The organism is Sphingopyxis sp., from assembly GCF_016704835.1.
In the GTDB taxonomy this organism is placed as follows: domain Bacteria; phylum Pseudomonadota; class Alphaproteobacteria; order Sphingomonadales; family Sphingomonadaceae; genus Sphingopyxis.
This window is the reverse complement of sequence record NZ_JADIZJ010000001.1, coordinates 846,730-872,171: the sequence shown is the minus strand read 5'-3', so window position 1 is coordinate 872,171 and position 25,442 is coordinate 846,730. Positions and strand designations below refer to the sequence as shown.

Annotated in this window: 20 protein-coding genes; 5 read left to right on the top strand and 15 right to left on the bottom strand. The window is 64.7% G+C overall.

Translation table 11 applies throughout. The annotated features are described in order from the left end of the window. Nucleotide 1 precedes the first annotated feature (1 nt). The 3 genes from leuS (at nucleotide 2) to holA (ending at nucleotide 4,275) form a co-directional block, all read left to right on the top strand. Nucleotides 2-2,551: a leucine--tRNA ligase gene (gene leuS, locus IPF76_RS04280; protein WP_293840108.1), complete on the top strand. Its 2,550-nt coding sequence runs from the start codon at nucleotides 2-4 to the stop codon at nucleotides 2,549-2,551. A gap of 131 nt (nucleotides 2,552-2,682) precedes the next feature. Beyond that, the gene (gene lptE, locus IPF76_RS04275; RefSeq protein WP_293840106.1) at nucleotides 2,683-3,237 is read left to right on the top strand and encodes an LPS assembly lipoprotein LptE; all 555 of its coding nucleotides are present in this window, start codon (nucleotides 2,683-2,685) and stop codon (nucleotides 3,235-3,237) included. 6 nt (nucleotides 3,238-3,243) lie between these two features. After that, nucleotides 3,244-4,275 carry a DNA polymerase III subunit delta gene (gene holA / locus IPF76_RS04270; RefSeq protein ID WP_293840104.1) on the top strand — a complete coding sequence of 344 codons (1,032 nt, stop codon included), beginning with the start codon at nucleotides 3,244-3,246 and terminating at the stop codon, nucleotides 4,273-4,275. Between the two features lie 224 nt (nucleotides 4,276-4,499). Here the strand turns inward: holA and IPF76_RS04265 are convergent, their stop codons facing one another. The 8 genes from IPF76_RS04265 to IPF76_RS04230 all read right to left on the bottom strand — a co-directional run bounded on the left by IPF76_RS04265 (nucleotide 4,500) and on the right by IPF76_RS04230 (nucleotide 16,184). Beyond that, complete coding sequence (locus IPF76_RS04265; RefSeq protein ID WP_293840102.1) at nucleotides 4,500-7,307, bottom strand: TonB-dependent receptor; 2,808 nt, start codon at nucleotides 7,305-7,307, stop codon at nucleotides 4,500-4,502. Nucleotides 7,308-7,559: 252 nt separating this feature from the next. Continuing rightward, a complete protein-coding gene (locus IPF76_RS04260; RefSeq protein WP_293840099.1) occupies nucleotides 7,560-10,382 on the bottom strand; it encodes a TonB-dependent receptor in 2,823 nt (940 codons plus the stop codon). Nucleotides 10,383-10,541: 159 nt separating this feature from the next. Beyond that, nucleotides 10,542-11,258, bottom strand: a complete 717-nt coding sequence (gene pdeM / locus IPF76_RS04255) for a ligase-associated DNA damage response endonuclease PdeM (RefSeq protein ID WP_293840096.1) — start codon at nucleotides 11,256-11,258, stop codon at nucleotides 10,542-10,544. Between the two features lie 40 nt (nucleotides 11,259-11,298). Then, on the bottom strand, nucleotides 11,299-12,351 hold the full coding sequence (locus tag IPF76_RS04250) for a retroviral-like aspartic protease family protein (protein ID WP_293840093.1): 1,053 nt from the start codon (nucleotides 12,349-12,351) through the stop codon (nucleotides 11,299-11,301). A gap of 91 nt (nucleotides 12,352-12,442) precedes the next feature. Further along, nucleotides 12,443-14,851 carry a ligase-associated DNA damage response DEXH box helicase gene (locus IPF76_RS04245; RefSeq protein ID WP_293840091.1) on the bottom strand — a complete coding sequence of 803 codons (2,409 nt, stop codon included), beginning with the start codon at nucleotides 14,849-14,851 and terminating at the stop codon, nucleotides 12,443-12,445. A 58-nt stretch (nucleotides 14,852-14,909) separates the two neighbouring features. Then, nucleotides 14,910-15,377, bottom strand: a complete 468-nt coding sequence (locus tag IPF76_RS04240; protein WP_293840087.1) for an SRPBCC domain-containing protein — start codon at nucleotides 15,375-15,377, stop codon at nucleotides 14,910-14,912. A gap of 10 nt (nucleotides 15,378-15,387) precedes the next feature. Beyond that, on the bottom strand, nucleotides 15,388-15,714 hold the full coding sequence (locus IPF76_RS04235; protein ID WP_293840083.1) for a metalloregulator ArsR/SmtB family transcription factor: 327 nt from the start codon (nucleotides 15,712-15,714) through the stop codon (nucleotides 15,388-15,390). Then, nucleotides 15,711-16,184 carry a VOC family protein gene (locus IPF76_RS04230; RefSeq protein WP_293840080.1) on the bottom strand — a complete coding sequence of 158 codons (474 nt, stop codon included), beginning with the start codon at nucleotides 16,182-16,184 and terminating at the stop codon, nucleotides 15,711-15,713. The genes IPF76_RS04235 and IPF76_RS04230 overlap by 4 nt, the downstream gene beginning before the upstream one ends. A 135-nt stretch (nucleotides 16,185-16,319) precedes the next feature. Here IPF76_RS04230 and IPF76_RS04225 point away from each other — a divergent pair, with 135 nt between their 5' ends. Then, on the top strand, nucleotides 16,320-17,213 hold the full coding sequence (locus IPF76_RS04225; RefSeq protein ID WP_293841920.1) for a glutaminase: 894 nt from the start codon (nucleotides 16,320-16,322) through the stop codon (nucleotides 17,211-17,213). 3 nt (nucleotides 17,214-17,216) lie between these two features. Here the strand turns inward: IPF76_RS04225 and IPF76_RS04220 are convergent, their stop codons facing one another. Together IPF76_RS04220 and gyrB are read right to left on the bottom strand one after the other, a co-directional pair. Beyond that, on the bottom strand, nucleotides 17,217-17,648 hold the full coding sequence (locus IPF76_RS04220; protein ID WP_293840078.1) for a septal ring lytic transglycosylase RlpA family protein: 432 nt from the start codon (nucleotides 17,646-17,648) through the stop codon (nucleotides 17,217-17,219). A gap of 131 nt (nucleotides 17,649-17,779) precedes the next feature. After that, on the bottom strand, nucleotides 17,780-20,335 hold the full coding sequence (gene gyrB / locus IPF76_RS04215) for a DNA topoisomerase (ATP-hydrolyzing) subunit B (protein ID WP_293841918.1): 2,556 nt from the start codon (nucleotides 20,333-20,335) through the stop codon (nucleotides 17,780-17,782). Nucleotides 20,336-20,463: 128 nt separating this feature from the next. Between gyrB and IPF76_RS04210 the strand changes: the two genes are divergently transcribed. Further along, complete coding sequence (locus IPF76_RS04210; protein WP_293840075.1) at nucleotides 20,464-20,898, top strand: hypothetical protein; 435 nt, start codon at nucleotides 20,464-20,466, stop codon at nucleotides 20,896-20,898. A 146-nt stretch (nucleotides 20,899-21,044) separates the two neighbouring features. Here the strand turns inward: IPF76_RS04210 and IPF76_RS04205 are convergent, their stop codons facing one another. Genes IPF76_RS04205 through IPF76_RS04185 form a run of 5 tightly spaced genes read right to left on the bottom strand, consistent with a single transcriptional unit; the run spans nucleotide 21,045 to nucleotide 25,442 of the window. Continuing rightward, nucleotides 21,045-21,545, bottom strand: a complete 501-nt coding sequence (locus tag IPF76_RS04205; protein WP_293840072.1) for a hypothetical protein — start codon at nucleotides 21,543-21,545, stop codon at nucleotides 21,045-21,047. A 1-nt stretch (nucleotide 21,546) separates the two neighbouring features. Then, a complete protein-coding gene (locus IPF76_RS04200; protein WP_293840070.1) occupies nucleotides 21,547-22,233 on the bottom strand; it encodes a nitroreductase in 687 nt (228 codons plus the stop codon). Further along, nucleotides 22,220-23,095 carry an RDD family protein gene (locus IPF76_RS04195; RefSeq protein ID WP_293840067.1) on the bottom strand — a complete coding sequence of 292 codons (876 nt, stop codon included), beginning with the start codon at nucleotides 23,093-23,095 and terminating at the stop codon, nucleotides 22,220-22,222. Before IPF76_RS04195 ends, IPF76_RS04200 begins: the two co-directional genes overlap by 14 nt. Continuing rightward, nucleotides 23,092-24,129, bottom strand: a complete 1,038-nt coding sequence (locus IPF76_RS04190; RefSeq protein WP_293840065.1) for a stage II sporulation protein M — start codon at nucleotides 24,127-24,129, stop codon at nucleotides 23,092-23,094. Before IPF76_RS04190 ends, IPF76_RS04195 begins: the two co-directional genes overlap by 4 nt. Beyond that, entirely contained in the window at nucleotides 24,126-25,442 is a 1,317-nt protein-coding gene (locus tag IPF76_RS04185; RefSeq protein WP_293840063.1) for a DUF58 domain-containing protein, read from the bottom strand. Before IPF76_RS04185 ends, IPF76_RS04190 begins: the two co-directional genes overlap by 4 nt.

Sequence of the window (25,442 nt, the reverse complement as noted above, 5' to 3'; positions counted from 1 at the left end):
AATGACCCGCGAACCGCGCTTTGGCGCCCTCGCCGCCGACGCCCGCTGGCAAGCGGCGTGGGAGGCGGCGAACAGCTTTGCCACCACCGATACGGCGGACAAGCCCAAGGCTTATATCCTCGAGATGTTCCCTTATCCCTCGGGACGCATCCATATGGGGCATGTCCGCAACTATGCGATGGGCGACGTCCTCGCGCGTTTCAAACGGATGACCGGCCACGACGTGCTGCATCCGATGGGCTGGGACGCCTTCGGGATGCCCGCCGAAAATGCCGCGATGGAAAAGGGCGTCCACCCCGGCGGCTGGACACGCGACAATATCGCTTCGATGCGCGGCCAGCTCAAACGCCTCGGCCTCGCGATCGACTGGAGCCGCGAGCTCGCGACGTGCGATCCCGATTATTATGGCCAGGAACAGGCGTTGTTCCTCGACCTGTTCGCCGCGGGACTGGTGACGCGCAAGGAAAGCTACGTGAACTGGGACCCGGTCGACATGACCGTGCTCGCCAATGAACAGGTGATCGACGGCCGCGGCTGGCGTTCGGGCGCGCTGGTCGAGAAGAAAAAACTGTCGCAGTGGTTCCTCAAGATCACCGACTTTGCTGACGATCTGCTCGAAGGATTGGGCGGCCTCGACAGCTGGCCCGACAAGGTCCGGCTGATGCAGGAAAACTGGATCGGCAAGTCGCAGGGGTTGGAATTTTCCTTCAAGCTTGTCGGCGGCGCTGCGGGTTTCGACGTCTTCACGACGCGGCCCGACACCCTGTTCGGGGCGAGCTTTGCCGCGATCTCGCCCGATCATCCGATGGCCGAAAGAATGGCGCAGGACGCGCCCGAACTCGCCGAATTCATCGCCGAATGCCGCCGTCAGGGGACCTCGGCCGAACAGCTCGAAACCGGAGAGAAGCTTGGCTTCGACACCGGCCTGACGGTCGAGCATCCGCTCGACCCGGCGTTGCACCTGCCCGTCTGGGTCGTGAACTATGTGCTCATGGACTATGGCACCGGCGCGATCTTCGGCTGCCCTGCGCACGATCAGCGCGATCTCGATTTCGCGCGCAAATATGAATTGCCCGTCTATCGTGTGATCGCCGACAGCGACGAGACCGCGCACCACTTCACCGGTGACGAAGCCTATACCGGTCCCGGCAAGCTGGTGAACAGCCACTTCCTCGACGGCATGACGATCGACGAGGCGAAGGCCGCGATCGTTTCTCGCGCCGAGCATGAGGGTTGGGGCAAGGGTACCACGGTGTGGCGTCTGCGCGACTGGGGCGTGTCGCGCCAGCGTTACTGGGGCACCCCGATCCCGTTCATCCACTGCCACAGCTGCGGCACGGTGCCGGTACCCAAGGATCAGCTCCCCGTCGTGCTGCCCGAGGATGTCGATTTCTCGATCTCCGGCAATCCGCTCGATCGCCATCCGACGTGGAAGCATGTCCGCTGTCCGTCGTGCGGCGGCGATGCCGTGCGCGAAACCGATACGCTCGACACCTTTGTCGATTCGTCGTGGTATTTCCTGCGCTTTGCGAGTTCGCCGAGCGACCGGCCGTTCGATCCCGACGTCGTTCGCCGCTGGCTGCCCGTCGATCAGTATATCGGCGGCGTCGAACATGCGATCCTCCACCTGCTCTACGCGCGCTTCTGGACCCGCGCGCTCCACAAGATGGGGATGATCGACATCGTCGAACCTTTTGCCAGCCTGTTCACGCAGGGCATGGTGACGCACGAGACCTACAGCCGCGAGCAAGGTGAAGGCCTGCCGCCGCTCTATTTCACCCCCGACGAGATCACTCGCACCGCCGACGGTGCGACGTTGACCGCCGATGCGGCCGCAGTGCAGGTCGGCCGCGTCATCAAGATGTCGAAGTCGAAGAAGAATGTTGTCGATCCCGACGCGATCCTCGATCAATATGGCGCCGACGCAGCGCGCTGGTTCATGCTGTCCGATAGCCCGCCCGAGCGCGACCTGCCGTGGAGCGAGGCGGGGATCGAGGGCGCGTGGCGTTTCGTCCAGCGGCTGTGGCGGCTGTTCGGCGACACCGAAAATATCGGCGACGGCGGCGAAGACAAAGCACTGGCGCGCAAGCTGCATCAGGCGATTGCCGGGGTCGGGACCGACATCGAAGCGCTTGGCTTTAACAAGGCCGTCGCCAAAATCCATGCGCTCGCCAACGACATCGAAAAGGCGAAACCCTCGGCAACCCGCGCCGAGGCGTGCCTGACGCTGATTCGCCTCGTTGCGCCGATGATGCCGCATCTCGCCGAGGAAGCATGGGCCGCGCTCCCGGCGCAGCAGCGCGTGACGACGCTGATTGCCGACGCCGCATGGCCGACCGCCGATCCGGCGCTGCTCGTTGATGACGAAGTGACGATCGCGATCCAGATGGCGGGCAAGCTGCGTGATACGATGACGCTCGCCAAAGGCCTCGACAAGGACACGGTCGAAGCTGCGGCGCTCGCGCGTCCGCGCATCGCCGAACTGCTCGGCGGCGCGACGCCGAAGAAGGTGATTGTGGTCCCCGACCGTTTGGTGAATATCGTACCTTAGAAAATGAATTCTATCGCATCTCCACGTCCGTTCGCATCGAGCGAAATCGATATGCCCATCGTTCGTGCGCGCCTTCGGGGTGTCTCGACTTTGCTCGACACGAACGGGGATAAGGGTCAATAGTGTCGGCGATGCGTAACCTCCTCACCTCTTCGCTCGTCGCCGCCTCGCTGCTGGTCAGCGGCTGCGGGTTGCGTCCGCTTTACGCGAACGGCAGCCGCGGTGCGGTGGCGACGGTGCTCGCCGATGTCGATGTCGCACCGATCGAGGGGCATAGTGGCTGGCTCGTCCGCAACGCACTGCGCGACCGCTTGCAGGCGACGCAGGGCGGGCAAGGTGCCGGCAAACGCCTGCGCCTCGACGTCCGGCTCGAAGACTCGATCACCGGTTTCGGCGTCCGCGCCGACGACGCGGTGACGCGCGAACGCCGCACCTTGCGTGCGCGCTACCAGCTCGTCGATGCCGCGAGCGGCGAAGTGCTGCTCGACGCGACCGCCGCGCAGGACGCCGGGATCGACGTCGTTGGCAGCGAATATGCGACGATCGCTGCCGAATCGTCGGCGCTCGAACGGCTCGCGTCGGGAATTTCGGACCAGATCGTCACGCGACTAGCGGTGTTCGCCGATCGCGGCGGCGGCCGGACAGCGACCGAGGCGCCAGCGGCGACGCCGACGCCGACCCCGTAACCGTCGATGAAGACGGTCAAGCCTGCCGACCTCGAACGCCAGTCGCGCCTCGATCCCGCGCTTCGTTTCACGCTGCTGACCGGTCCCGACGAGGCGACGATGGCTGCGGTGGCGGGCCATCTGGTCGGGCTTGCGGGCAGGGATGCCGAACGCGTCGACCTGTCGGGATCGCAGCTCGCGCAGGATCCTTCACTGCTCGCCGCCGAAGCTGCGTCGATGTCGCTGTTTTCATCGGCGCGGATCATCCGCCTCGAACTCACCGGCAGCGGCGACGACAGCGTCGCCGCAGTCGAGGCGCTGCTCGCCGCCGACACGGTCATCAACCCGGTGATCGCGACCGGCGCGTCGGTCACCGCCAAGTCGAAACTGGTCAAGTTGGTCGAAGGCTCGAACCACGCCGTCGCCGCGATCTGCTACCAGCCCGACCGCCGCGCGCTTGTCGGCATCGCGATGGCGGCGGCCGAGGAACAGGGGTTGCGGCTTGCCAATGCCGAGGCGCAACTGCTCATCGATCTGGTCTCGAGCGATCAGGCGCTGATGCGGCGCGAGATCGAAAAGATGGCGTTGTATCTGGACGCTGCGGCGGATCGCCAGCGGCAGGTCACCGCCGCCGACATCGCCGTGCTGGGCGCTGCGACGCATGAGGAAGACGTCAGCGAGTGCATCAATGTCGCGCTGGGCGGCAAGGTGCGCGACCTGCCCGCGATGCTGGCGAAAGCGACCGCGGTCGGCGTCGCCGAAATCCGCATCATCCGCGCGCTGGCGATCCGCGCCATGGCGCTGGCGCGGCTGCGCGCCGAAGTCGATGCCGGGGCGCATCCGGCGACCGTCGTCGCGGCGCGAACCAGCGGCATTTTCTGGAAAGAACGCGATGCAGTGACCGCGCAGCTGCACATCTGGGATTCGGTGCGCGTCGCGCGGTTGATGAGCCGGCTCATCGATTGCGAACGCGCGCTCAAATCATCCGGGACGCCTGGCGGGGTACTGTTCCGCAAGCTGATGACCGACATCGCGCATCAGGCGGCGCGGGCGCGGTAGCGCGGCATTCTCTCAACAGGAGCCACTTCTTTCATCGTCACTCCGGACTTGATCCGGGGCGTCGCTCTGGCGACGAGGCGGTGAAACGCGGGATTCCGAGCCAAGCCCGGGATCACGAAAGCGACAGGAGGATTTTGCCCAAAGGAAAGGGCCTGACGCAACAGTGCCCGGCTGCGACAGGCCCTCCCTCGTCCTCCCCGCATGGGGGAGTGGGAGAGGTCGGATCAGAATTGGCCGCGTAGCGTTACGCCATAGGTGCGCGGTTCGCCGGGGAAGCCAACGAACAGCTGGTTGGCGGTGCCGCTGAGCCCGCTCGCCGCGGGCGCCGCCACGGCGCGGAAGGTGCCGCCACCCTGCAGCGGCATGTCGGCGCCGATCTGGTAATATTTCTTGTTGAACAGATTCTGACCCCACAGCTCGATGCCCCAGCGGCGGTCGGGGCCGTAGAGGCCTAGTCGTCCGTTAAAGACCGCAAAGCCGTCCTGAATCTTTTCGACATCAAGATCCGAGCCGGTGTTGGTGTCGCTCTGCAGGCGTGTGTCGACATAGATGAGCGCGCTCATTCCCGAATTGCCGATCGGCGGAGTCCAGCTGACGCCTGCGGTCGCGACATAGCGCGGCGCGTTTGACACGCCGCGGCCGGGCAGCTGGAACAACACCGGCGACAGCGGCCGTCCGCCGGTCCCGACCAGATTGCGGCGATAGAGGGTGTCGACATAGGTCAGCCCCATGTTGACGGACAGGTAGCGGGCGGGGCGGATAAAGGTTTCGATCTCGACTCCCTTTGACCGTACCCCAGGTTTCAGTCGATCGGCCGCACAGCCGCCGGTCGCCGCCGATCCGTCGGCATCGGTGCCACCCAGATCGTCCTTGCACGCCTGGATATTGGTGACTTCGAAATTGACACCGTTGAAGGTATTGAGCTGGTAATTGCTATATTCCTGATAAAAGGCGGCAATGTTGAGATCGAAGCCGGGGCCGTCATATTTGATGCCCAGTTCATACGCATCGACCTTTTCGCTCGCGAATTGCAGGTCGCTCGCCTCGGGGCGCCCGTTGCCGCTCGTATTGGCGGGCAGCGCCAGCCGCGCCGCGCAAGCGGTGTCAAAGGTGACGTTGCAGGTGCGGTCGAGCGCCGAAAAATCGAGATTGAACCCGCCGGCCTTATAGCCCTTCGACGCCGACCCATAGACGAGCACGTCGGGGGTCGGTTTCCAGCTCAGCACCGCAGTGCCGGTCCACTCATTGTCTTTGAACACCGTCCCGGCGCTCCCGCGCGGCAGGTCGGGCGCGGTGCCATTGATGACGCACGGCAAGGTCGCGAGCGACTGGAAGGGCGAATTGACCACCAGCGAGCAGATGGAATTGTTGAAATTGGCGTCGGCATCCAGAGTCTTGCGCTCGCTGGTGTAACGCGCGCCGACCGTCAGGGTCAGCGCATCCTCGATGATGTCAAAGCTGTTGTGGGTGAAGACCGCAAAATTGCGGCTCTGCTGCGCAAAGGTCGATCCTTGGTTGCCGGTGCCGTTGATCGCCAGCGTCGGCTGGCCGAGCGCGGCGGCGAGCGACCCGAAGCCGGGGCGCGCCGGATTGGCGATCAACGCTGACAAAAGCGGGATCGACGCGCGGCGCGGGTCGCCGACGGGAAGCCCCGACAGCGCGGTGATCGTGCCTTGCACCACCGGGACATTCACGCATTGCGGGTTCGACGGCAGCACGGCAGTGGGTAGCGCGCTGGCGAAGAGCAGGCAGTTGGCGAATTGCTCGTAATTATTGCCATAGACGATGTCGTCGTCGACGTTGAGTTTCTCGTTCGCGTAATAGCCGCCGACCAGCCAGTCGAGCCGCCCGTCGAACGCCTCACCCTGCAACCGCAGTTCCTGCGTGAACAGGCGGAACCGGCGGTCGAGGTCGGTGCGGCGCAGCACGTCGAGCGCGCTGAAATCGGCGTCCTGGCCCTGCGCATTCTTGTAGTCGCGATAGGCGGTGATCGACGTCAGCGATGCTGTTCCCAGCTCCCAGCTGACCTCGCCCGACACGCCCCAATCCTTGGTGTCCGACCGATAGGTGACTCCCGGCGTCGTCGCCTGGCTGCGCACGTAGCTCGTCCCCGTCGGCGGCACCTGATGGTTGGCACCGAGCGCCTGCAGCACCGGGAGCAGCGTGTTCGTCGACGCGACGGGAAAGCCGTCGGCGCCGCGCGCCAGGTTGCGCACCGGATTGAGCAAGACCCCGCCGCAGCAGTTTTCCTTGCGCTCGCTATAATCGGCGATCAGGCGAAGCTTCATGGTCTCGCTGGGTTTGAGCAGCAACTGGCCGCGCGCCAGCCAACGATCGCGGTCGTTGATGTCGGGCTCGCCCGCGGTCGCATTCTTGATAAAACCATCGCGCTGTTGCCAGACGCCGTCGACGCGCACCGCGGCCTTTTCGCCCAGCGGCGCGTTGACCATGCCGTCGACGCGCCAATAGTCATAATTGCCGTAGCTGATCGACCCCTTGGCGCCAAAACCGCTGAGGTCGGGGCCTTTGGTGACGATGTTGATCAGCCCGGCGGTCGAGTTGCGACCGAACAAGGTACCCTGCGGCCCGCGGAGCACTTCGACGCGTTCGATGTCACCGAGTTCGGACAGGCCGACCCCGGTGCGGCTGCGATAGACGCCGTCGATGAACAGGCCGACCGACGATTCCAGCCCGGGATTTTCACCCACCGTGCCGATGCCGCGGATGCGTGCCGAAAAATTGACCTCACTCGTGGCCCCGGACACCAGCAGTGACGGCGCCACCTGCCCCAGCGCGCGCACATCGGTCGCGCCGGTCTTTTCCAGGGTTTCGCCGGTGACCGCCGAGACGGCGATCGGCACGTCGGACAGCGCCTCACTGCGCCGCGTGGCGGTGACGATGATCGTTTCGTCGCTGGTCTCCGCGCCGGCGTCCTGCGCCATGGCGGGCATCGCCAGCATGGCGAATGACAGCGACAGGCCCGCGGCGCTGGCGCGCAGCAGGTTGGCGGTACATCTGGATGTGTTTTTCATGGATCTGGCCCTCCTCACACGGCACAATTTTTGGTGGGAGAGCAGCACGATTTCTTATTTGAACGCGAGCGTATCACGACATCGCGGTTGGTGGCCAGTACCTGCCCGCGCCGTAACGTCATTGTGCGCCGAGCGCGGCTTTTTGGCCACAGCTGTCAGAAGCAACGAGTTCACTTGCGCGGCCGCACTGCGGGCAAAAAAAGAGGGCGGGACCAATGGTCCCGCCCTCAATGTTTTCAAGATGATGAGCGGTCAGAACTTGCCGCGCAGCGTCACGCCATAGGTCCGCGGCTCGGCCAGGAACTGCGAGAAGATCTGGCGGCCGCCCGGGTACTGCGGGTCGGCAAAAGCGGTCGTTGCCGACGTGGCGCCTTCCTGGAACGGTGAGTTGAACGCGACCTGCGCATATTGTTTGTTGAAGATATTCTGGCCCCAGAATTCGATGCCCCATTTCTCGTCGGGGCCGCGAATGCCGATGCGGGCGTTGAACAGGGCATAACCGTCCTGCGCCTTTTGGGGGAACAGGTCCGAACCGGTGTTGTAATCGCTGGTCATGCGGCCATCGATATAGACAAGGCCGGTCAGGCCGCTGCTGCCGATGTCAGGGGTCCAGGCGACGCTGCCGGTGGCGACCAGTTCGGGCGCGTTCGACAGATTGTTTCCCGGGAGCAGGCGGAGCGCCTGATCGAGCGGCGCGCCCGAGTCATTGCCGACCAGATCGTTGCGATATTTCGTCTTCGCATAGGTCAGGCCCGCGGTCATGCGGAAGCTCTGCGCCGGAACGAGCGAAGCTTCGAGTTCGAAACCTTCGGTCCGCACGCCATAGCTGACGTCATCGGCCGCGCAGGCGCCGGTGGTCGCCGCCGCGGCGTTGAAGTTCGGCGCGCCGGCGAACTTGCTCTGGTCGCGGTCGCCGCCGTTCAGACTGGTATCGCAGCCGTTGACGTTCTGCACGAGGAAGACGGTGCCGTTGAACGTGTTCAGCTGGAAGCTCGAGAAGTCCGACCGGAAGAAGGTCAGCCCCATGCCGAACGGACCGGTCGAATATTTGGCGCCCAGTTCATAGCTGTGCACCGTTTCCGGGTCGAATTGGAGGTTACTGACCAGCGCCTGCGCTCCGCCCGAGGACGCGAACGGCAGAATCGGAGATTTGAGCGCCGAACGGTCGAGGTTGAAACCGCCCGCCTTGTAGCCGCGCGAATAGCTCGCATAGACCATCAGATCGTCGATCGGCTTGTACGAGAGGATCGCCGTGCCGGTAAATTCATCCTCGCTGCGCTTGTCGTTGATCGACACATTGTTGAGCTCGGCGGTCGAATTGCCCTGACAGCTGAGGCCGATGAGGGCGCCGGCCAGCGCGCGCGCGGTGGCGCTCTGGGTGGGTGTCCCGGCCGTGGTGGTCGTCAGATCGTTGAGAACCAGCCCCTGCACGGTAGTGCAGACCGTGTTGTCGTTGGTAAAGGTTGCCGCGAACTTCTTCTTGTCGTTCGTGTAACGCAGGCCAAAGGTGAAATCGAGCTTGTCGGTGATGTGGAAGATATTGTGGGTGAACAGCGCCCAGTTGTTGTCTTCCTGGAAGTAACGGTCGTTGATGCTGCCGCGATCGCTAAGGCCGTCGAGCGCCGCTAAGGCTGCGACGATATCCGGACCCGACGCGCCGGTTGCACCCGCGAGCGTCGCCTGCCCTACGCCGGGAATGACGCACGATGGGTTGGTCGGCGAATAAAGGCCCGCGAGCGCTGTGCCTGTTATAAGGCGGCAAGCTGCGAAACGGCCATATTGCGTGCCGAAGCGCAGATTGTCGCGAACGGTCAGCTTTTCATTGGCGTAAAAGCCGCCAACCAGCCAGTCGAGCTTGCCGTCAAAGGCTTCGCCCTGCAGGCGCAGTTCCTGGGTAAAGGTGTGGAACTGACGGTAGGCATCGTCGCTCGGGGCGCGATAGAGGATATCGACCGTGCCATAATCGACGTCGCCCGCCTGGCTCGACCGATATTCGCGGTAGCCGGTGATCGAGGTCAGCGTAGCGCCGCCGAAGTCATAGTCGATCTGGCCTGAGAAGCCGTAATCGGTGGTCTCGCCAGCAAAGCTGCGGCCCGGGGTGACCGAGATGTCGCGGCTATAGCCCTGGTTGAACGCCGCCAGCGGCTGGCCAAGGTCGCGCAGAACATTGATGATGTTGTTGCTCGTCGGCGTCGCTGCTGCCCCTGGGCTGCTCGGCGTATTGAGATTGCCGATATAGGGGTTGACCGTCGGGCCGACATAGGTCGCGCCGCAGCACTCTTCGTCGCGCGAGGTATAATCGGCGATCAGGCGGATTGAAAGCGCGTCGGTCGGTTCGAACAGCAACTGGCCGCGCAGGAAATAACGGTCGCGGTTGTTGACGTCGCGGTTGTTGTTCGCATCGCGCAGAAAGCCGTCCCGCTTCACCCACACGCCGTCGATACGCGCGGCGAGCGTGTCGCTGATTGGACCCGTGACGCTGCCGCCGAGGCGCCAATAGTCGTAATTGCCATAGGTGACCTCACCCGTAGCGCCGAAACTGAAAGCGGGCTTTTTCGAATAGATGCTGATCAACCCGGCCGACGAGTTGCGGCCGCCCAGTGTGCCCTGCGGCCCGCGCTGCACTTCGATACGGTCGATTTCGCCAAGTTCGTTGAGGCCGATGCCCGAACGCGAGCGATAAACGCCGTCGATAAATACGGGAACCGAGCTTTCGAGACCGGGATTGTCGCCGACGGTGCCGATGCCGCGGATGCGCGCCGAGCCATTGGCTTCCGAACCGGTCGACGAAACGAGCAGCGAGGGGGCGAGCTGGTTGAGTTGCCGGATGTCATTGGCGCCGCTGTTCTGCAGCGTTTCGGCGTTCACCGCCGAGATTGCGACCGGCACGTCGGACAAGAGCTGCGAACGGCCCTGTGCGGTGACGATGATCGGGGTGTTGTCGCTGTCGTCGACGGTCTCGTCGGCCGGGGCGTCCTGCGCAAAGGCGGGCGCAGCGACCACGGCCATTGCGATCGACACACCGAGCGCAGTAGTGCGCATAAATCGCGCAGCACAAAGGGTAGATGATTTCATGTCGGGCACTCCTCTCAACATTTCATTATTTTTGTTGCCCTCAGAACATAACTCAATTGCGTGCCTGATCCAGCGGAAGGCCCGTATTTGCGTCGTTTTTGGCGGGGTGATGCATTTCAGCCACAGCCAAAAAAGCGCCCGTTCGGTGATGCTTAGCAGCTAGTTTGCGCGGAGGACGCGGCTTGCCGTAGCGTCATCGCGCGCGCCGCTCGGGCACGGGAAGCAAAGTCGGCGGTCGCGCGCGACCAGCATCGCCTGATAGGGTCCGGAAAAATTTGCGGCGATCACCGGGTGGTCGGCGGCGAGTCCGCCGGTCAGGCTGCCGAAGGCGGGCAGAATCAACCGCTGCGCGTCGCCCGCAAAACAGGGGCGCGAGACATGGCGGCCGCGGACGTTCAACCGCAGCTTGGGGTGGAAATGCCCTGATATTTCAGCCCGGGTTTCGACGGCCAGGCTCTGGTGCCGAAAGACGATGTCATCGACGATATGCTCTTCGGCGATCTCGCCGCCCCACGCGCCGCCGGTCAGCCCGTCGTGATTGCCCGCGATCCACAGCAGCTGCGTCGCGGCGGCCTGTCCGCGCAGACGCTCGGCGATCGCGGGAACGATGCGGCTGGCGGCGTGGCGGTCGTGAAAACTGTCGCCGAGGCACCAGATTGCGCGCGCGCCGGTTTCGGTTGCCAGCTGCGCCAGCCGGTCAAGCGTATCATGACTGTCATAAGGCGGCAGCGGCTGGCCAAGCGCCGCAAACCAGCTCGCCTTTTCCAGATGCAGGTCGGCGACGATCAGCGCGCCGTGCCGCGGCCAGAACAGCGCCCGGTCGGCCAGCATCTGAAAGGACTGACCCGCAAAGGCAAAGGGCGTTGCGGCGGACATCGCGCCGCTATGGCAACGCCGTCGGTTCCCCGCAAGCGTCCTAGCTGCCCCGCATCACCAAGTTCGCGGCAAAGCGCCGCCCCGTCTGGCGCTCCGCGCCATCGGGCAGATCAAACACGACCCGTTTGTTCGGAAAATCGATTTCGACCCGGTCGAACAGCGACAGGCTGTCCATGCCGAGCAACAGCGCGGGGCGTTCGTGCAGTCCCAGCGCGCGGAAAGCCTGACTGTCGGCAAAGCTGACGGGGAGGTCGTTGATATCGAGCCCGCTGATGACGATTCGCTTGATCGCGGTGCGCAAGGCGGGGACGTCCTCACCTGTCACCGCGGTCAACTCGGTCGGAGCGAAGGGAAAGCGGTTGGCGCGGCGGTCGGCGACCAGCCTTTGCAACGCCATGTTGCCGACGCTGGTCTGCGCGCCGGTATCGACGATCACGTCGATTCGTTTGCCGTTCAGCCGCGCGTCGGACAGGATCAGGCGGCCGGCCGAATTACGCGCAGTGACGACGATTGCGTCATCGTCCTTGATCAGTGACGGCGCGCGGCGCCGCGTTTCCAGCACTTGCATCGTTTCCTTGCGGAAATCGATCAGCACCCGGCGTTCTTCGAGCATATCGACGCCGATCAGCCCGGCAGCACCGATATGGCGGCCATAAAAGGCGGGCGCCTCGACCGCCGTAAGGTGCAGGTTCGACATTTGCAGCGCCGCAATGCGGAAACTCGGCACCATCGCCGACCCGCCAATTGTCGCGAGCCGCAGCTTGGCGCCTTCGACCAATCCCAGCCGGGTCGCGAGTTCGCGCGCGATCACCGTCCGTTCGGCGCCGGTATCGACCAGGAAGGAAAACGGCCCTTCGCTGCCGAGCATCACCTCCACCGCCATCCGCCGCGTGGCATCGAGGTCAAAGGGCTGGATGAACGGGACGATCTCGCTCACCGTCCCCGGCTCGACCACGAGCGGGTCGGCCGGGTTGGAGACGGCCGGGACCGGAAGGGCGGACGCCGGCGTCGGGGGTGTTTGGCTGGCGCCGATCAGCACCGGCGCTGCGAGCAGCGTAGTCCAGAACATCGACCGCCTGAAAAGGTGGATCATTGCGGGCATCCCCTCCATGTTCATCTTGTATATTTTGGCGCAATCTACGCCTCATCCGGGCGCGCAGCAAGCGAAACGCCGCAGGGCATCGCTACGTCGGGCCCATCGCCTGATCGGCCAAACTGTCGGCCAGTTCGCCGAGCAGCGCATCGTCGATGTCGGCACCCGCGACGCTTTCGCGGCCGATCAGCACCAGCACCGGGATCGCCAGCGGGCTGATCCGCTCGAGCTTCTTGTGCAGCATCGTTCCCGCCGCGCGGTCGAGCAGGTCGCCGAGGCGCGCGACATCGGTCAGTCGTTCGCGCGCGTCGGCCCACGCCGCCTCGAGCAGCAGATGATCAGGCTCATATTTGCGCAGCACGTCAAAGATCAGGTCGGTTGAAAAGGTCACCTGTTTGCCCGTCTTGCGCTTGCCGGGGTGCTGGCGCTCGATCAGCCCGCCGATCACCGCGACTTCGCGAAAGGCGCGCTTGAGCAGATGCGATCCCTCGACCCATTCGATGAATTCATCCTCGAGGATCGAGGAGTCGAACAGCGCCGCCGGGTCGGTAACCGGGCGCAGCGACCAGATCGCGAGCGCATAGTCCGACGCGACGAACCCCAGCGGCTGCAACCCGGCGCGCTCCATTCGTTTGGTGATCAGCATGCCCAGCGACTGGTGCGCGTTCCACCCCTCGAACGGATAGGCAACCAGATAATGATTGCCCTCGTGCGGGAAGGTCTCGACGAGCAGTTCTCCGGGGCGCGGCAGCACCGAGCGGAGCGCCTGCATTTCGAGCCAGAACCGCACATCGGCGGGGAACCGCTGCCAGCTCGCCGGATCGGCGAGGAAGCCGCGCACCCGGTCGGCGAGCCGCGTCGACAGCGCCATGCGCGCCCCGACATAGGAAGGGATCCGCGCCGGTTTGCTCGTCGCGCGGACCAGTACGTCGGTGTCGCGGATGCCCTCGACCTCCAGACTGAGCCCGGCAAAGGCAAAGGTGTCGCCGGGGCTGAGCGTGCTCGCAAAATATTCCTCGACGGTGCCGAGACGGCGGCCGTTCTTGAAGCGGACGTCCAGCGTCGGAGCATCGACAATGATCCCGGCGTTGAGCCGGTGCTGCGCCGCCAGCCGCGGATGCGCGATGCGCCAACCGCCCTGTCCGTCGGGGGCGAGGCGGCGAAAGCGATCATAGCTTTTGAGCGCGTAGCCGCCGTCGCGGACGAAACCGAGCAGGCGGGTAAAGAGTGCGGCATTCACCCAGCGATAGGGCGCCGCCGAACGGATTTCGGCGAGCAGCGCTTCCTCCTTGAACGGCGCCGCGCAGGCGAGCGCCATCACATGCTGCGCCAGCACGTCGAGCGCGCCGGGGCGAAAGCGATCGGCGTCGCGCTCGCCCGCCTCGACCGCATCCAGTGCCGCCTGCGCTTCGAGATATTCAAAGCGGTTGCCGGGGACGATCAGCGCCTTGCTCGGTTCGTCGAGCCGGTGATTGGCGCGGCCGATGCGCTGGAGAAGCCGCGACGAGCCCTTCGGCGCGCCCATCTGGATCACGCAATCGACGTCGCCCCAGTCGAGCCCGAGATCAAGGCTCGAGGTGGCGACGAGTGCGCGCAATCGCCCCTCGGCCATCGCCGCCTCGGCGCGCTGACGCGCTTCGCGGTCGAGGCTGCCGTGGTGGATCGCGATCGGCAGCGACAGGTCGTTGACCTTCCACAGCTCCTGAAAGATCAGTTCGGCGAGCCCGCGGGTATTGCAAAAGATGATCGTGGTGCGGTGCTTCGCGACCTCCGTCATCACCTGATGCACCGCATAACGTCCCGAATGCCCCGCCCACGGCACAGCGCCTTCGGGCAGCAATATCTGGATATCGGGATCGGCGCCGGCCTCGCCCTCGACCAGCGTCACGCTCTCGGCATCGCTGTCGGGCGCCAGCCACGCGCGGTAGGCCTGGGTATCGGCGATCGTCGCGGACAGGCCGACGCGGCGCAGTCCCGGCGCGATCGTCTGGAGCCGCGCGAGCGCCAGGCTGAGCAGGTCGCCGCGCTTGCCCGGCGCGAACGCATGGATCTCGTCGATCACCACCGTTTTAAGATCGGCAAACATCGTGAAACTGTCGGGATAGGAGATCAGTAGCGACAAGGATTCGGGGGTCGTCAGCAGGATGTTCGGCGGCCGGCTGCGCTGACGCGCTTTCTTGTCCGACGACGTATCGCCGCTACGGCTCTCGACGCTGATGTCGAGTTCCATGTCGGCAATTGGCCCGAGCAAATTGCGCTCGACGTCCGCCGCCAGGGCCTTCAACGGCGACACATACAGGGTATGCAGCCGGTCGGTCGGATGCCGCGCAAGATCGACGAGCGTCGGCAAGAACCCCGACAGAGTCTTGCCCGCCCCCGTCGCCGCGACGAGCAGCGCATTTTCGCCCCGCGCCCCGGCGGATAGCATATCGGCCTGATGCCGCCGCAGCTGCCACCCGCGCGCGGCGAACCAGTCGGTAAAGGGAGCGGGGAGGTCCATATGTGGAACTTGGGGCCGGGACGGGGCAGCAGCAAGGCTTTCTCTCGGCGATCGCCCGCTAGATCCCGTCGCTCATGCCCTTCAACAATTCGCGCCAATGCTCACCGAGCCGCCGCTGGAATAGCATCAGCTCGAATCCGTGCCGCGCGACATGCTGTGGCGGGATCGCGTCCCAGCCGCGATGCTCCACCGTCACCCGTGTCTCGCCGCCGACGGCTTCGAACCACACATCGACCTCGGTCACCTGATCCGGCTTGAAGCTCGGCAAGCGCCATTCGAATGTCAGGCGCTCGCCGGGAAGCCAGTGACGGACTGCGCCGATTTCCCATAGCTTGCCGTCGGCGAAGCGCGTGACGAGACGTCCGTCCGGCCCTTCGGGATCGAAGCGCAGCGCGCCGTCTCCGCTCCGCGAGAGCTGGAACAGGGGATGGCTCTTCCACCACCGGCCGATGTCGCGAGTGAAGGCGGTGAAGGCGAGGTCGGGCGATACACCGACCCGCAGCGCGACGATGACGGCCGCGGTCATTGGGGCGCGCTCATTCGCCGCTCTCGACATGGCGCTTGAACGCCGCGAGCTGGTGCGTCCACAGCGCCTCGGTCGCTGCGAGCCATTGCCTGAGTTCTGCGGTCGCGCCGTCCTTCATCGAATAGATGCGGACGCGCGCGTCGAAGTCGGGATGGCCGTCCTCGACGAGCCCGCCTTCCTTCAACGCGCGCAAATGGCGGCTCATTGCGGGAGGTGCGAGGCCGAGTTCGGCCGCGAGTTCGCCGGCGCTGCGCGGGTGCTCGCCCAGCAGCTCGATCGCGCGCCGCCGTTTTGGATCGGCAAGCGCGCCCAGCATACGGTCGAGCGCCGCGCTCAATCGTCGAGCCGCGTCTTGGTCGTAAAACCGCCCTCGGCGTCCCATTGTTCGGCGCTCTTCTCCTCGACCGTCACGCCAAAGGTCCAGATATGTCCTTCGGGGTCCTTAGCGCGATAGCTGCGGTCACCGTAGAATTGCGTCTCGGGCTCGGCGATGATCGCGGCGCCTGCGGCTCGGGCCCTTTCACAATGCGCGTCGATATCTTCGCCGACGTTCAACTGCACATGCACCGACTGCGTGTTCTTGCCGCCGATCGACTTTGGGCTCTTGTGATCGTCCGACCATTCATTGCCGACCATCACCACCGAATCGCCGAATCCCATTTCCGAATGCGCAAGGTTGCCCGCTTCGTCGAGCAGCACGAACAAGGGTTCGAACCCGAAGGCCTCCTCCAGCCAGCGGAATGCCGCCTTGCTGTCCTGATAGCTCACTGCGCTCGAAAGCCCCTTGCCGCGCGGTAGGTCGATCATGATTTTTCTCCCGAGTCGGTATTTGATTTCTATTTCATAGAATATTTCTGCAAAAATGAAAATACTCGCCGATGTGCGTGAAGATGCTAAAGTTGCGCGATGACCGCTGATCTTTGCAATCATATCGAAGAAGCGATGACGCTCGCCGCGGCGCATCTCGGCGAGGGGCGCGTCGCCGACTATATTCCGGCGCTGGCGAAGGTTGACCCGGCCAAGCTGGGCTTCGCTCTTGCGCTGCCCGACGGCACCGTCCACACCGCGGGCGACGCCGACGAGGCCTTTTCGATCCAGTCGGTGTCGAAGGTCTTCACGCTCGCGCTGGCGTTGCGCCGCGTCGGCAGTTCGCTCTGGGACAGCGTCGGTCGCGAACCCTCTGGGTCGGCGTTCAACTCGGTCGTCCAGCTCGAAAGCGAGCACGGCATTCCGCGCAACCCGCTGATCAATGCCGGCGCAATCGCGACGACCGACCGGCTGATCGACGGGCGGGGCGGCGATGCGGTGGCCGAAGAAATCCTAGATTTCATGCGCGCGCGGGCGGGCGACGACGGTGTCGACATCGACTTCGACGTTGCTTTTTCCGAATCCGAAACCGGGGCGCGCAATCGCAGCCTGGCGCATTTCATGGACGCCTTCGGCAATCTCAAGCATCCCGTAGAAACCGTCGTCGGCGTCTATTTTCGCCAATGCGCGATCGCGATGAGTTGCCGCCAGCTCGCGCGCGCCGGGCTGTTCCTCGCGATGGAGGGCCGCGATCCGCTGACCGGGGAGCAGTTGATTGAGCCGCACCGCGCGCGGCGGATCAACGCGATCATGATGTTATGCGGCCATTATGACAATTCAGGGGAATTCGCCTTCCGCGTCGGCCTGCCGGGCAAGAGCGGGGTCGGCGGCGGCATCCTGTGCATTGCGCCGGGGCAGGGATCGATCGCGGTGTGGTCACCGGGGCTCAACGAGGCGGGAACGTCGCTTGCCGGCGCGGTGGCGCTTGAACATTTCGCCTATGCGGCCGGATGGTCGGTGTTCGACTGACGCTCAGTCGTCGAGCAGCGCCAGCTTTACTCGCGCGGTGCCGCTGCGGTGCATGCCGATTTCGCGTGCTGCCGCTTGGCTGACGTCAATAATGCGGCCGTGCGAAAAGGGACCGCGGTCGTTGATGCGGACTACTACGCTGTCGCCGTTTGCGGTGTTGGTGACGCGTACCCGGCTGCCAAAGGGCAGCGACCGGTGCGCCGCGGTTAGCTGGCTTGGGTTGAAGCGCTCGCCGCTGGCGGTGCGGTTGCCGGCGAGTTCTTTGCCGTAATAGCTCGCCATGCCGCCGCCGATTTCGGTTTCCTCGTCGATTTCGACGAGCGCCGTGTCGGTGAACTCTGTGTTGGAGATCTCCGAATTCGTGATTTCGGCGTCCTGCCCCGCGGCCGAAACCGTGAGCAGGAGCGGCATCAGCATTGCTGCAAAGGCCTGCATGACATCATCCCCTTGTCGAGGATGCGCCCAAAGCAGCGGTGGCTTGCCAAGACAAGCCGCCGCGCGCTGGACTGAACATTATTTGCGTCCGGAGGTTCGAATTCGCGCCGCTTTACCGGAACCAAATAGGATCATACGTCCAGATTGGCCACCGACAGCGCGTTCATCTGGATGAATTCGCGCCGCGGTTCGACCTCGTCGCCCATCAGCCGCTCAAAGATTTCGTGCGCGATGTCGGCCTGTTCGGCTTCGACGCGCAGCAGCGAGCGGTTCGACGGATCGAGCGTGGTTTCCCACAATTGTTCGGCATTCATCTCGCCCAGCCCCTTGTAGCGGCTGATCGCCAGTCCTTTGCGGGTATGCGCAAAGATTGCCTCGAGCAGTTCGGACGGGCGGGTGATCGGCGTGACCTTGCCAACGCCCGCGGCGGGCAAATCGCTGTCGCTCGCTTCGGCATCGCCTTCGGCGGCCTCGGCCGCGGCAAGCGCGGCAGCGTCGGCGGCCATCGCCGCGGCGCTGCTGCCCTTCACCAATCGGCTGGGATGCGCATAGGTCTCGGCCTGTTCGGCAGCTAGCTTGTGCAGGCGGCGCCCCTCCTGACTGGCCAGGAACGCGGCATCGATCGCATGATGGTCGCTGACCCCGCGCCAGCGCTTCTCGAGCGTATAACCACCATCGCTCGCGGTAATCGTCCACTTCGCCTCGATGCCGCCGGTCAGCGCGCGTTCGGCGGCGTTGAGCCATTCGGCGGCGCGCACGCCCGCAGCGTCGCGGCCAGCGCTGTCGAGTGCAGGGTCGAGCGCGCCGTTCAGCGCCAGCGCTTCGACCAATTCGTAATTATGCCCGCGCGGAACATAACGCATCAGCGCGCGCAGGCGGCGGCCGTGCTCGATCAGTTCGCGCAAGTCATTCCCCGATCGCGCGCCGCCGCTCGTCTCGAGCATCAGCGCGTCGATGCCGCCGTCGACAAGGTAATTTTCGAGCGCGCTATCGTCCTTCAAATAGACTTCGCTGCGCCCCTTCGCGACTTTGTAAAGCGGCGGTTGCGCGATGTAGAGATAGCCGCCCTCGATGATCTCGGGCATCTGGCGATAGAAGAAGGTGAGTAAAAGCGTGCGGATATGCGCGCCATCGACGTCGGCGTCGGTCATGATAACGATCTTGTGATAGCGCAGCTTTTCGATATTGAACTCGTCGCGTATCCCGGCACCGAGCGCCTGAATCAAGGTTCCGACTTCCTTTGACGAGATGATGCGGTCGAAGCGCGCGCGCTCGACGTTCAAAATCTTGCCCTTCAGCGGCAGGATCGCCTGAACATGGCGGTCGCGGCCCTGCTTGGCCGATCCGCCTGCCGAATCCCCCTCGACGAGGAACAGTTCGCATTTGGCGGGGTCGCGTTCCTGGCAGTCGGCGAGCTTGCCGGGCAGCGAGGCGATGTCCATCGCACCCTTGCGCCGCGTCAGTTCGCGCGCCTTTTTCGCCGCCTCGCGTGCCGCGGCGGCGTCGATGACCTTCTGGATCACCGCCTTCGCGTAAGCGGGATTTTCCTCCAGCCACTCGGTCATCCGGTCGGCCATCAGGCTTTCGAGCGGCTGGCGCACTTCGGACGAGACGAGCTTGTCCTTGGTCTGCGAACTGAACTTTGGATCGGGCAGCTTGACCGAGACGATCGCGGTCAGCCCTTCGCGCATGTCGTCGCCAGTCAGTGAGACCTTCTCTTTCTTAAGAATGCCCGACTTGTCACCATAGCCGTTGATCGTGCGCGTCAGCGCGGCGCGGAATGCGGCGAGATGGGTGCCGCCGTCGCGCTGCGGGATGTTGTTGGTGAAACACAGCACATTTTCGTAATAGCTGTCGTTCCATTCGAGCGCGACCTCGATGCCGATGCCGTCGCGCTCGCTGCTGATCGCGATCGGATCGGGCAGCAGCGCGGTTTTGTTGCGGTCGAGATATTTGACGAAGGCGCCAATGCCGCCCTCATAATAAAGATCATGGAACTGATGCTCGGCGTGGCGGGCATCGACCAGCTTGATGCGAACCCCCGAATTGAGAAACGCCAGTTCGCGATAGCGATGTTCCAGCTTTTCGAAATCGAACTCGAGAACATTCTTGAACGTGTCGGTCGATGCCGAGAAGGTCACGCGCGTGCCCTTCTTGCCCGCCGGGGCAGGGCCGGTAACCTTGAGTGGGCCAACCGAATCGCCATGTTCGAAGCGCATCCAATGTTCTTCACCATCGCGCCAGATCGTCAGTTCGAGCCATTCGGACAGCGCGTTGACGACGCTGACCCCGACGCCGTGCAGGCCGCCCGACACCTTATAGGCATTGTCGTCGCTGGTGTTCTCAAACTTCCCGCCCGCGTGGAGCTGGGTCATGATGACCTCGGCCGCCGAAATGCCTTCTTCGGCGTGGATGCCGGTTGGGATGCCGCGGCCATTGTCTTCGACGCTGACCGATCCGTCGCTGTTGAGGGTGATCAGGACGAGGTCGCAATGCCCCGCAAGCGCCTCGTCGATCGCATTATCCGAAACCTCGAACACCATGTGATGCAGACCCGACCCGTCGTCGGTATCGCCGATATACATCCCCGGCCGTTTGCGAACCGCGTCCAGGCCCTTGAGAACCTTGATCGAATCGGCGCCATAAGCATTGGCATTGGGAAGGTTGGTGTTGGCGCTTGGCGCCATATTTTCAGGGGTGTCCGTCATGCCGATTATATAGGGTCGAAGGCGGCAAAACCCAAGCGAAAATGCGGGTCTTGGTCCTTGCAGGACGAGCGTTGCGCGCGCGCGCCGCGGCGGCTAGTTTCGCGTTCATGAAACAGCGTTCCACCCTCCCCCTCGCCGCCCTCCTGACCTTCGCGCTTGGCGCGTGCAGCCAACCTGCCCCGCCCGCCGAAAACGCCCCTGACGTCAGCGGCGAACCGCTCGCGACACGCGCGGTGATGATTGGCACCGAAGGGCCAAGCCTACCCGCCTGTTCGAGCATCAGCCGCGTCAAGGCGGGCGGCACCGACGTCTATTGGGCACCCGGCGAAACGCGCGCGGTCAAAGCCAAGCTGGCTGGCGGCGCCAATGTGTCGCTGTGCGAAGCGGCCGAGAATGACGCCTGGTTTGGGATCGTGTTTGCCGCCCCCGGGACCGACCCCGATATGTGCGGGGTTGGAAAGTCGGTCGCGAATGCGCGCGAATATCAGGGGCCGTGCCGCTGGGGTTGGATCAGGGGCGGAACCGTGCAGCTTGGCGGGTAACCTCCAAGTCCTCCCTGTGGCGTAGCCATGGGAAGCTGGCAGCGCGCCGCGCTGACGGAGCGGCAATGACGCTAGGGCGCCGCCCCTCCACCACCGCCTGCGGCGGCGATCCCCCTCCCCATCGCTTCGCGACAGGGAGGATCCTGTTACCGACAATCCTCGATTACGCGCCCGATTTCCGACTGCACCGGCAACGTCAGCGCGCCGCCGCCCGGTGTTTCCAGCGCGAAGCGTCCGCGACTGAACGCTATGCGGTCGAGCCGCGGGTCGCGGTTGGACAGTGTCGCGCTGCCGCCGTCGAAGCGGATCTGGTCGGTCCCGGCGCTGGTGCGCAGGCTGACGGAGCCAGCCAACGCTGAGGTCAGACGAATCGCGTTGCCGCTGCATGTCATGGTGAGGAGCGGATTGGCGCTGCCGGTCGGGACGAATGCCGCGGCGCGGCTGCCCGCGTCATAACGCCACGCACCATTGTCGAGCGCGCGATCCTCCCAGCCGCGGGTCGGGGTCGGCAACGGCGCCGGCGCGGCCGCGGCGGGGGCAGGGCGTGGCGGAAGCGCAGCCGGTGTCGGCACCGCCGCGCATCCGGCAACCGCCAGCATTAGCGGCACCGCAACGCCATATTTTGTCCACATCCGCTGCCGCTTCATATCAAAATCCCTGCCAATCGATCACTTCATCCAGCCCCACGCGCGGTACCGGCCACTGGTTCACTGCGGCGCCTTCGTCGGCATAGCCGATCGCGAGGCCGGTGAACAAAATCTGGCCGTCGCCCAGCGCCAGTGTCTCCCGCACCGTCTTGCCGTACATCGCCCAGCATTCCTGCGGACAGCTGGCGAGCCCGGCCTCGACGAGCAGCAGCATCACCGATTGCAGCCACATGCCCATGTCCGACCATTGCGGCGGTCCCATGATGCGCGAGCAGTGGAGGAAAAGCATCACCGGTGCGCCGAAACCCCGGTAATTCTCCACGAACTGAGCCAGCCGGCCCGCCTTGTCCTCGCGCGGGATGCCAAGTGCGGCATAGAGCCCCTCGCCGACCCCAAAGCGTCGCGCTTCCCACGGATCGGTCAGCTCTTTGGGATAAATGTCATATTCCGGCTGATAGCCCTCGCGCCCCATCGCCAGCCGCGCGGCGACCGCGGCCTTCACCGCCTGCCAGGGTTCGCCGGTGAGCACCGTCGCCTGCCAGGGCTGGAGGTTGCCCCCCGACGGCGCGCGCTGCGCCGCCGCGAAAATGGTCTTGAGCACCACCGGGTCGACGGCTCGGTCCGTGAATTTGCGGATCGATCGCCGTGACTGCAGGGCGTTGGCGACGCTGATGTCAGTCGCTGGCATATTTATCCTCTCGCCGTTTGCCGAACAGCAATTTGCGTTCAAGCCGGGATTTGAGCTGGCGGTAGTAGCTCAGCAGGAAGACGTCATCCTCTTCGGCGACGGGACGGCCGATCTTGGCGCGGATCGCGTCGGCGACTTCGCGCATCGCGCGCGGGTCGTTGCCGCGCAGGACGCGTTCGAGTTCCTGCAGTTCGAAAATGCCGTACACCGCCAGCTCGGCCTCGCTGAAAATCATCGCGTCGCCCGCGGTGCCGATAGCAATGTCGGCGTCGAGTTTCACCCGCTGCGCCATCACCACCCAGGTTCCGGCGATCAGGTCGCCCATCCGCATCCGGTCGCGGTTGAACAGCAGGAACAGGCTGAGGGTCAGCGACCACAGCACACCCGCGAGCATGGTCCACCCCGACACCATATCTTCCGCCGCGCCCACGCTCAGCATCATCAGCGGCAAAAACAGTTCAAGCTCCCGGATCAGATTGCGCGCGACCACCGCGTCGGCGGTCAGTCGGCCGCCGTTGCGTGCGACGACGCGGATGCCCATCAGCCGCTTGCCCGGCGTCGCGGCGCGCGACCCGAGCTCGAAGCCGATGAACCAGAAGGTGCGCAGCAAAAAGGCGCCGAGCATCCAGACGACCATGGTGATGTCCGATTGCGACGCAAAGCCGACCCACAGCATCACAAGTGAGAACAGAACCAGGGCCAGCACGATCAGGATCAGGTCGACCAGCAGCGCGCCGAAACGCAGCCCCGAACTCGCGATCCTGAGCTCCAGATCGACGCCCTCGGGAGTGACAAACTGGCGGATTTTTTTCGCCCGCGCGCTGCGCGATTTGGCGTTGGCCTGGGCAGCGGCAGCGCTCATGTCACATCCTCGCGGCGCGGGATGTAATAATAGGCAATCCAGAACAGCAGCATGAGCGAGCCGATGCCGTAACGCAGCATCGTGTCGGTGATCAGCTGGCGACCGAACCCTTCGAGCAGCCCGGCGGCAAGCAACATCAGGATCACGCCGATCATCACCTTGCCCGCGGTCCGCCCCGCCTCCGACGCCGCCTGCAACCGGCTGCGCGCGCCAGGAAAGACGACCGCAGCGCCGATGCGAAGCCCGGCAGCGCCCGACAGCGCCGCCGCGAACAGCTCGGTGGTGCCGTGGATGAACAGCCAGCCGCCGAAATCGAAGCCAAGGCCCTTGCCCGCGAACACCGCCATCATCGCGCCCAGCCCGATCCCCTGGTAATATTCGAGCATCATCGTCGGTACGCCAAAGGCGAAGCCGAGCGCGAAGGACATGATCGATACCTGGCTATTGTGCGTGAAAAGGTAGGTCGCAAACACATGCAGCCCGCTTTCGCCCCCGCTCGCCGCTTTGCCATGTCCCAGCGTCGAACGGAGAAATTCGGTGGTCGCGCGCGGATCGCGGCCGCCCGACATATCTTCGCCGACAAAATTATAATACCATTCGGGGTTGCTTGCGACGAGCGAATAGCTGGTCAGCGCGCCGAGCAGGATAATCAGCGCGATGATGATCGTCTCTTTCCATACCGATCGCACCGCGGCGGGCCAGTCGTAGAGGAAGAAGCGGCGCAGCCGGTTGAGGCGGCTCTCGCGCACGCCATAAACGAGGAAATAGCCGCGAATCGACAGCGCCTCGAGATGATCGAGCAACGCCTTGTCGAGGCTGGTCGCGCGTGCGATCGACAGCGACGACAGGGTGGCGCGATAGAGCAAAGGCAGCTGCAACAGTTCTTCGCTGGTCAGCGCCTTGGCGCCTTTCTTTTCCAGCTTGGTGAGCAGCAGGTCGAAGGCGATCCAGTCGGCTTCGCGTTCGGCGCGAAAGCGGCTGGTCGAAAAGCTCGGTGCATCGAGCGCGCGCGTCGGGGCGGCGGCGGGGATCATAAGGTGCCCGCCCGCTTGATGCCGAGATAGGCCTCGACCGCGCTGGCGCCCATCGCGTCGGCGGGTACTTCCACGACGTCGGCGCCGAGGCGCTGGAGCCGCGCGATCACCATCTGCCGGTCGCGCAGCATCGCCGCGGCGACGTTCGACCGCGTGACATCGGCGCCGCTTTCGGGGCGGCGGCGTTCCTCGCCCTCAACCTCTTCATCGCGGATGACGACGAACAGCAGCCGGTGCTTCTTCACCAGCCGCCCCGCGGCGCGGATCATCAGGTCGGCGCTGGTCGCGTCGGTAAATTCGGTGAACAGGATGATCAGCGAACGGCGGTTGAGCTGGGCGCCGAGTGTTGTCAGCGCGAGGGTGAAATTGCTTTCGACATGGGCATAGTCGATCACGCTGGCGGCGCGCTGCAGTGCCGGAAAATCTTGCGTGTGCATATAAGCGGGGGTCAGCGTCTGCGGTTTGGCGGCAAAGGAGAAAAAGCTGATCCGGTCGTTGAGTTTCAGCCCGACATAGGCGAGCAGCAGCGCCGCCGAGACCGCGCGGTCGACGCGCGGCATGCCGCCGACGGGTTCGGCCATAGTCCGTCCGCTGTCGATCGCGAGAACCACGCGGTTGTCGCGTTCGACGCGATATTCCTTGGCGAGGAGTTTGACATGGCGTGCCGAGGCATTCCAGTCGATCGCGCGGCGGTCCATCCCCGGCTGATATTCGGCGAGCGCTTCGAATTCGGTGCCTTCGCCGCGCAGGCGTTGCTGGCGCAGTCCGAACCAGCTGTTGCGCTGGAATAACCGGCTGCCCTCTTCGGTGACCGCGCGCAGGCTGGGGACGACGCTGATCGCGCCGTCGATCGCAAAGCGCCGCTGTTTCCACACCAGCCCCAGCGGCCCCGCCCAGCGGATCCACAGCGCCTCGATCAGCGCCTGTCCGCGCCGCGACGCCGCGAGCGAAAGGGTGCGGGTCAATGCCCCGCCCGCGTTCGTCCTGCGCATGTCGCCCGCCAGCCGCCCGCCCTCAACGAACCGCTCGTCGAGCGCGAGCGCGAGTTCAGCGCGCGGCGGTACCGCAGCACCCGTCGCTGCAAGCGCGAGGTCGAAGGGGTCACCGACCCCAACCTGATGCGGAAAGCGGGCGTCAAGGCTCAGCTGGCGCGGACTGGCGCCGGCGATGGTGTCGAGAATCAGGCACGCGAAGATCACGCCGATCCACCCGGGCGCGACCAGCCACAGCTCGGGCCGGACAAGCCCCAGCCCAAGCGCCATTGGGGCGCCGAGGAGCAGCAGGTAGATCGCCCGGCGGGTCGGGTAGATCAT

Excerpts from the sequence above, each read along its gene's own strand:
- leuS (WP_293840108.1), top strand. The coding sequence starts at position 2 with ATGACCCGCGAACCGCGCTTTGGCGCCCTCGCCGCCGACGCCCGCTGG.
- lptE (WP_293840106.1), top strand. The coding sequence starts at position 2,683 with ATGCGTAACCTCCTCACCTCTTCGCTCGTCGCCGCCTCGCTGCTGGTC.
- holA (WP_293840104.1), top strand. The coding sequence starts at position 3,244 with ATGAAGACGGTCAAGCCTGCCGACCTCGAACGCCAGTCGCGCCTCGAT.
- IPF76_RS04265 (WP_293840102.1), bottom strand. The coding sequence starts at position 7,307 with ATGAAAAACACATCCAGATGTACCGCCAACCTGCTGCGCGCCAGCGCC.
- IPF76_RS04260 (WP_293840099.1), bottom strand. The coding sequence starts at position 10,382 with ATGAAATCATCTACCCTTTGTGCTGCGCGATTTATGCGCACTACTGCG.
- pdeM (WP_293840096.1), bottom strand. The coding sequence starts at position 11,258 with ATGTCCGCCGCAACGCCCTTTGCCTTTGCGGGTCAGTCCTTTCAGATG.
- IPF76_RS04250 (WP_293840093.1), bottom strand. The coding sequence starts at position 12,351 with ATGATCCACCTTTTCAGGCGGTCGATGTTCTGGACTACGCTGCTCGCA.
- IPF76_RS04245 (WP_293840091.1), bottom strand. The coding sequence starts at position 14,851 with ATGGACCTCCCCGCTCCCTTTACCGACTGGTTCGCCGCGCGCGGGTGG.
- IPF76_RS04240 (WP_293840087.1), bottom strand. The coding sequence starts at position 15,377 with ATGACCGCGGCCGTCATCGTCGCGCTGCGGGTCGGTGTATCGCCCGAC.
- IPF76_RS04230 (WP_293840080.1), bottom strand. The coding sequence starts at position 16,184 with ATGATCGACCTACCGCGCGGCAAGGGGCTTTCGAGCGCAGTGAGCTAT.
- IPF76_RS04225 (WP_293841920.1), top strand. The coding sequence starts at position 16,320 with ATGACGCTCGCCGCGGCGCATCTCGGCGAGGGGCGCGTCGCCGACTAT.
- IPF76_RS04220 (WP_293840078.1), bottom strand. The coding sequence starts at position 17,648 with ATGCAGGCCTTTGCAGCAATGCTGATGCCGCTCCTGCTCACGGTTTCG.
- gyrB (WP_293841918.1), bottom strand. The coding sequence starts at position 20,335 with ATGGCGCCAAGCGCCAACACCAACCTTCCCAATGCCAATGCTTATGGC.
- IPF76_RS04210 (WP_293840075.1), top strand. The coding sequence starts at position 20,464 with ATGAAACAGCGTTCCACCCTCCCCCTCGCCGCCCTCCTGACCTTCGCG.
- IPF76_RS04205 (WP_293840072.1), bottom strand. The coding sequence starts at position 21,545 with ATGAAGCGGCAGCGGATGTGGACAAAATATGGCGTTGCGGTGCCGCTA.
- IPF76_RS04200 (WP_293840070.1), bottom strand. The coding sequence starts at position 22,233 with ATGCCAGCGACTGACATCAGCGTCGCCAACGCCCTGCAGTCACGGCGA.
- IPF76_RS04195 (WP_293840067.1), bottom strand. The coding sequence starts at position 23,095 with ATGAGCGCTGCCGCTGCCCAGGCCAACGCCAAATCGCGCAGCGCGCGG.
- IPF76_RS04190 (WP_293840065.1), bottom strand. The coding sequence starts at position 24,129 with ATGATCCCCGCCGCCGCCCCGACGCGCGCGCTCGATGCACCGAGCTTT.
- IPF76_RS04185 (WP_293840063.1), bottom strand. The coding sequence starts at position 25,442 with ATGATCTACCCGACCCGCCGGGCGATCTACCTGCTGCTCCTCGGCGCC.